Source organism: Caballeronia catudaia (assembly GCF_001544755.2).
GTDB lineage: Bacteria > Pseudomonadota > Gammaproteobacteria > Burkholderiales > Burkholderiaceae > Caballeronia > Caballeronia catudaia.
On sequence record NZ_FCOF02000062.1, the window covers coordinates 22,942 to 28,941 of the forward strand.

At 53.6% G+C, this 6,000-nt stretch carries 4 protein-coding genes; 1 reads left to right on the forward strand and 3 read right to left on the reverse strand.

The annotated features are described in order from the left end of the window. Window positions 1-452: 452 nt before the first annotated feature. From AWB75_RS33280 to AWB75_RS33290, 3 genes are read right to left on the reverse strand one after another with little or no spacing between them, the layout of a single operon-like run. Window positions 453-1,694: a phosphorylase family protein gene (locus AWB75_RS33280; protein WP_061128227.1), complete on the reverse strand. Its 1,242-nt coding sequence runs from the start codon at window positions 1,692-1,694 to the stop codon at window positions 453-455. Continuing rightward, window positions 1,688-2,149: a response regulator gene (locus AWB75_RS33285; protein ID WP_061128228.1), complete on the reverse strand. Its 462-nt coding sequence runs from the start codon at window positions 2,147-2,149 to the stop codon at window positions 1,688-1,690. The genes AWB75_RS33280 and AWB75_RS33285 overlap by 7 nt, the downstream gene beginning before the upstream one ends. Then, window positions 2,143-4,518, reverse strand: a complete 2,376-nt coding sequence (locus AWB75_RS33290) for a hypothetical protein (RefSeq protein ID WP_061128229.1) — start codon at window positions 4,516-4,518, stop codon at window positions 2,143-2,145. Before AWB75_RS33290 ends, AWB75_RS33285 begins: the two co-directional genes overlap by 7 nt. A 174-nt stretch (window positions 4,519-4,692) precedes the next feature. Here AWB75_RS33290 and AWB75_RS33295 point away from each other — a divergent pair, with 174 nt between their 5' ends. Further along, window positions 4,693-5,919 (forward strand): ISL3 family transposase, encoded by a 1,227-nt coding sequence (locus AWB75_RS33295; protein WP_061128230.1) that lies wholly within the window; start codon window positions 4,693-4,695, stop codon window positions 5,917-5,919. Window positions 5,920-6,000 lie beyond the last annotated feature (81 nt).

The window sequence follows — 6,000 nt, forward strand, 5'->3', positions numbered from 1 at the left end:
GTGGCCAAGTGAGGAAGAGCCGACGGCGACCGACAAAGCGGACAGCTATAAGCATTCCCAATAAATAATGCTTGGTACCACATCTGTACTTTGCTCAAGTACGACACTACAACTTTGCTCCTACAGTTTGGGAGCGACATGACGGCGTTATGTCAAGCCATTGCGATAGACAGCGTTTAGGAGCACGGCCGGCGTATTGCCTCACGAAACGATGTCACTCCGGCTAGGTGTCACCGACGAATCGTATGTAGTTGTCAGTATTCGATAATTCTGCTGATCGTGTCGTCACCAGTTCTCCGCAACTGGTCAAATTGCGCATGCGTCAGCACGTTCAAGGCATGACTGTGGCAACAAGCTCGCTTCGCAAACCACTTTTCATCGCTCCAGAAGATACCACCGCCATGTGTTTTAGTGGGACCAGCTGCTCGAACATACATGTCGCCGCATCCAGCTTAGTCGATGTCTTCGTTCGAGAGGAACTCCGTTGCGAACGCGTATAAGAATTGCGCGCTTGTGTGCGACGCGTATGCGTGCGCTTCGTCGGCTTTGGTTTCGTCACCAAAGTCACAAACCGATTTAATCGCAATGCATGCTGGCCTGGGTTCCGATGCATATTCTGCAGCAGTGAAGACTGCATAGCTCTCCATCTCAACCCCCACAAGGTTCTTGTGTTGATCGCGCACATCATCGACAAGTTGCGCCGCTTGGAGGACCGAAGCGCCGCTTGCCATTGCATCAACAATTACTCGAGGAGCGCTATCCGGCTTTGCATCTTCGTATCGTTGATGTATTTGGCCCATTAGACCCGCTGTGGCAACTGCGCGAGCACCAGCTCGGAGCCTTTCGTCTAATCTCCATTGATAGGGGGCCGGTCTGAAACGGAGTTCGGATGTCGCTTCTTCACGCACCCACTTGCCACTCCCCCAATCGAAACAAGGATCGGCGATCAGAATATCGCCGACCTCCGTTTTTCCTCTTACTCCTGCGCAGATGCCAGTGATTGCTAAAGTTCTGGGACGAAAAGTGCTTATCAGCTTGGCGGCGGTCACTGCTGCCGGCGGCATTCCCATTCGTGGGGCTGCGACCGCAACTACTCTCACGGGTCGGACATCTGAAGGAAACGTCCCGACGAAGTAACGAGCGTGATCATGCGCTACCGCTTCTTCTCGCCAGTTTCCGTTCAACGCAAGGATAGCTTCCAACTCTTCGTCCAACGCGGTGAAAATCGCGAGATCTGTGTGATACGTTTTGCCATCGCTCACATAGGGCGGGCGGTGCTTCTGCACCAAATATTCGAGCGCTAGCTCTAGCGACTGCTTCCACCCGTTCTCTGTGTACGAAAACCGAACCAATTTCCAAAGTGGGGACGCGAATTCGTCCGACGCAACATTGGCACTCTCGTCATATGCGGTCATGCCGACAAGGTAGCTCGGTGCTTTTGCTGCATTGTTATTCTTGATGAAACTGACAACTTGCAGACCGGCACCAGGCGTTGCAAATGCATCCGGCTTCTCAGGAAGGTTGATGTCTAGGATCACTAAATCGAAGCGGGTGCGACGAATTGCACGCTTGGCACCGGTGACGTCCGCCGCGTATTCTACGTCCCCCTCATTAATTCCCGGCGTTCCAAGAACTGCCGAAGCGATCAACCGACGTTTTTCATGCTCGTCTTCAACGATCAAAATTTTTAACACGCTCCGCTCCTTACATTGTCAATCAACGATGCAAGCTGTTCCTGCCAATTGACCGAGCCTTGATCGAAGTACACACTGCCCACGAACAATCCGGGAAATTCACGCTGGCAAATTGAAGTAATCTCCGCGAAGGTGATCTTGTCCTCTCCTTCGCCAAAGGTTTCCAGCTGCGTCACCACGATTACTTTGCAATTGAGACTCCGGCGTCTCAGCTTCCGAAGCAAGTCGTAACCACCGAGCGGACGAGCACGCCCTTCTCGACCATTTGGTACACGATCAAAAGTTGGCAACGTCATGTCCAGAATAATCAGTTGTGGTGTAGAAGACTCGACCTGCTTCAACCCGCTTTGGAAGCTTGCGAACAATTCAGCGGAGGCGTCGGGGTAATGACCCGCCAAAAACTGGAGGATCGCCGCGGCTTTCGCCGGACTATCCTCAATAACATACGTCAACATTCGTTCACCGCCTCCCCCTGAAGTTCGACCTTTGCGACGAATTCGCGATCGTCCGTAACTTCTAAGAAGATACCGTGCTTCACCCGAAGATCAAACTCCGCGATGCGCCAGATCTTAGAAAGACCTGATCCTCCTTCACTTCGGGCACGCTTCAGCGCCGAGTCTCGCTCGTATCGACGCATTGCCGCCTCTGACATCGCTCGTCGCTCTGCGAGATCGACCTCAGCCGGAATCAGATTACGACATTCAAGGATGACCGTACCATCTCTTCGCATTGTGCTAATCTGAACCTTTACCCCCCGGTCCTCTATAAGGCCGTGGATGATGGCATTTTGAAAAAGGATAAATATAAGTTCGCAAAGACCGTCGAGTGACGCCCCCGGCACTTTTCCTGTTACGGAGAGATCGAATGCAGGGATAATAGGGGTTTGCGTGTAGCAGTTTGTTGCCTGCAGTCGAGCTACATAGACCGCGAGATCGAAGTCAAATGGATCCCTAGACAGGTCGGTAGGCTTATGAAACCACTCGGTCACGTCGTTAAGTGCTGAATCTAACGACACGCGCGCTCTGGCTATTGCATCGATCAGCGATACGATTTGATCGTGCTGCAACTTCGTCTCTAGGTTGGTAACAAGAACGTCAAAAGCGGTGGCAAGCTGACGCCTCATCGAAGTCTGAAGATCTGTTCGAATCGCATCAAGAGATCGATCGGTTAGGTACCAACAATGCGCTATCAACTTATCTACGGCAAGTTCATAGGTCGAACTTTCGGCAACTGCGCTCTCCAAGCTTGCAAGCTCATCGTCCGACGTGTGATAGTCAAACATCGCGATGTTGTTGCCGATCGCCCGGACATGTAGCTTCTGCTTGATATAGCCTTGCACTAGATCTTCGAACCTTTGCGTAAAACGAGCGAGTTGTTTCCGTACATACTCGCTATCGTCTGGCGATAGTTCCGATAGCTCTCTCGACCACACTGCGGGGAGCTGATACTCTTCTCCCACTCGAGCACAGAGCAGACCTTCGAGTGCTGAAGGACTTCTCAGATGGCCTTCAAACGACCCATGTCGGATTGAGGTGCTGATATGAGTGTCTAGCCCGAATGCTGGGTTCAATGCGAATTCATGAACCGTATCAGAAAGCATCGATTGCACCAGCCCTTCAAGTTCAGAGGCCGGCAACTTCAATTCCTTGAATTCGGGGTTCCCTTTGACGTTGAGCATGGCGACAAGTCGTTTCGATAATTTCTCAGCTTGGTAAGCTAACGAAGGACTCCTTAGCAGCTTGACGTAACGCGTAAAGGATTCTCTCAGCGTTAGCTCTAATGCTCTTCGAACGCCGCTCTCGTCAACATAAATCTTACTGCTTTGTACCTTTTTGAGGAAATGAGCGACGTTCAAGTCCCGGGTGATTGTCCGTATCTCAGAGAGGTAAGCTTGTCCGTTACTGGGGTCAAGCTGACTGAGAATTTGGAGCACCGAAATGCGTTCTCTATCGACAGCGTCCACATCGTCAAAGGCAGTCGTGTCGTCGAGCACGCGAGGGACGGCGACATATCGAAGGAAGAAAATCCAAAGGTCGACTTCCGGTTGACTGAGATCAGGGAAGATCTCACTTAGCTGGGACGGCCTCGTAAAATCCATGTCGTACAGGACGTTCTCATAGATATCTGATAGCTCGCGCTCCCACTTAGGATCGATATGTCGCGAAGTCAGATACACGAGAATCGCTAGTTCAACCCGGCTGATTAGCGACTGGTCTTTCAGGCAAAGTTTCACCAGCCGCTCAAGCGGATATGTATCCCAGGCAGTTGGCCGTCGCAGCAATTCCGAAACTGCGATCGTCATTGCGCGCTCCAACTTGCCGAGCGCGTAATGTGATTCGAACAGGTAGCGAGTTGCCGTAGATTCCAGATAATCATTCCCCGACTCTCTCACTTTTTGATAGTAGTCTGCAGCTTTATCGTAGTTCGCTTGACTGAACGCAATGTGCCCTGCGTACGAGTTGAAACGATACTCGGGGATGAGTTCACGCAGGGCCTCCAACTTCTCCATACTGTTATCGGACAACGCCCTTCTCAACCTTACTGACGGTGACTCCGGAACTTTATCTTCAAGTCTGTCTAGCCATTGGACTTTCGTTAGTAGTTGCGCCAAAATTGGCGCGCTCCACGGGTTGTCAGTCGGGCCCGCAAGCGCGGCTAAGCGGTCGAGCTCCGAATACTCCGAAACCTGCAGATGCTCGTGCCTCCGTTCGAGAAACGACGCAATTTGTATCCCGTAAACGTGCTTAGAACAAAACAGTGCAAGTTTTTTCAGGCTCAGTCTGCTTTGAGCCGCCGCGTCGGATCGAATGAGAACGTCGCTCATCAGTCGAATGACTTGGCTTTTTATGCCTCTTTTGAAATCAGAGTGGGTGGTTGTGCGGGTCAAGGGCGGGCGTGAGCCCGGCGCAGCGAACCCTTGAGGCGCTTTGAATCGACCAGCTGGGAATGGCTGGTTGCGGCAGAATGCGGCAACCAGCCATGCAAGACAAAGCGAACAATGACGAATCAACTCTTTGAAGCCGCCCTGGGAATCAAGGCACCGTGGTACGTGCAAGGTGTCGACTTTGATACGGCCAAACGACAGCTGACGATTGCTGTGGACTTTGTCGCAGGAAGTCGCTTCGCCTACCCCGGGCTCGCCGGTGAGCACCCAGTGCACGACACGCAAATCAAGCGGTTGCGCCACCTGAATTTCTTCCAGCACGAGTGCTATCTTGAAGTGCGGGTGCCGCGCGTGCGCTTGCCCGATGGTTCGGTGCGGCTGGTCGAGCCGGAATGGGTCGGCCAACTCGACGGTTTCACGTTGCTGTTCGAGGCGCTGGTGCTGATGCTGGCGCAGCAGATGCCGTTTGCCGCAGTGGCGCGCATCGTCAATCTGTCGTGGCATCGGGTGCATGCCATCTGCTCGCGCTATGTGGAACTCGCGCTGGCGTCGGCGAACCTGTCGGACGTCAACTCGGTGGCCATCGACGAAACCTCGTACCGGCGAGGCCACGAGTATCTGACGCTGGTCGCCGATATGCAGGCTCGGCGCGTCGTATTCGTCACGCCCGGCCGTGACGCGAAGACAATTGAGAGCTTTGCGGCCTACCTTAGCCAACATCACGGCACGCCGGAGCAAGTGAGCTCCGTGAGCATCGACATGTCGCCCGCGTTCGTCAAAGGCGTCGGCGAACATCTGCCCAATGCGCGAGTGACGTTCGACAAGTTTCACGTCGTCGCCCATGCCTCCAAGGCGCTTGATACGGTCCGGCGTCAACAACAGAAAGCCGACCCAGAACTTAAAGGGATGCGCTGGACACTGCTTAAGGACGCCAACAAGCTGAACCTTGCGCAATTGACGGACCTCGAGGGCCTTCTCAGGCAGTACACCACCAAGCGAACGGCCCGCGCCTGGTTGTATCGCGAGCAGTTGCGCGAGATTCTCGAACGCAAGCAAATTCATGTCGTCTCCGAATTGTTGCGGCAGTGGTGCACCAACGTCATGCGTTCGAAAGTCGAACCGATGAAGGAGGTCGCGCGATTGATTCGCCGACACTTTGACGGCATCGTTGCGTGGACCCAGACCCGACAGACCAACGGCTTTATCGAAGCCATCAACGGCTTGTTTCAGGCCGCCAAGCGCAAGGCGCGTGGCTACACGCGCTTCGCAACCATGCGAACGGTGCTGTTTCTTATCGCTGGCAAACTCGACTTCTCTGCATTCAACTCGCATCCCCGCTGAGAGCCGTTAGTCGAGTAGCGCAAGGGAATCGCACCCCCACGCTCTCGCAGATCCGGACGTGAATCTCTCGATTCATCCGGC

Bases quoted from the DNA above. Each gene is read 5' to 3' on its own strand.
- AWB75_RS33285 (WP_061128228.1), bottom strand. From the start codon at position 2,149: ATGTTGACGTATGTTATTGAGGATAGTCCGGCGAAAGCCGCGGCGATC.
- AWB75_RS33290 (WP_061128229.1), bottom strand. From the start codon at position 4,518: ATGAGCGACGTTCTCATTCGATCCGACGCGGCGGCTCAAAGCAGACTG.
- AWB75_RS33295 (WP_061128230.1), top strand. From the start codon at position 4,693: ATGACGAATCAACTCTTTGAAGCCGCCCTGGGAATCAAGGCACCGTGG.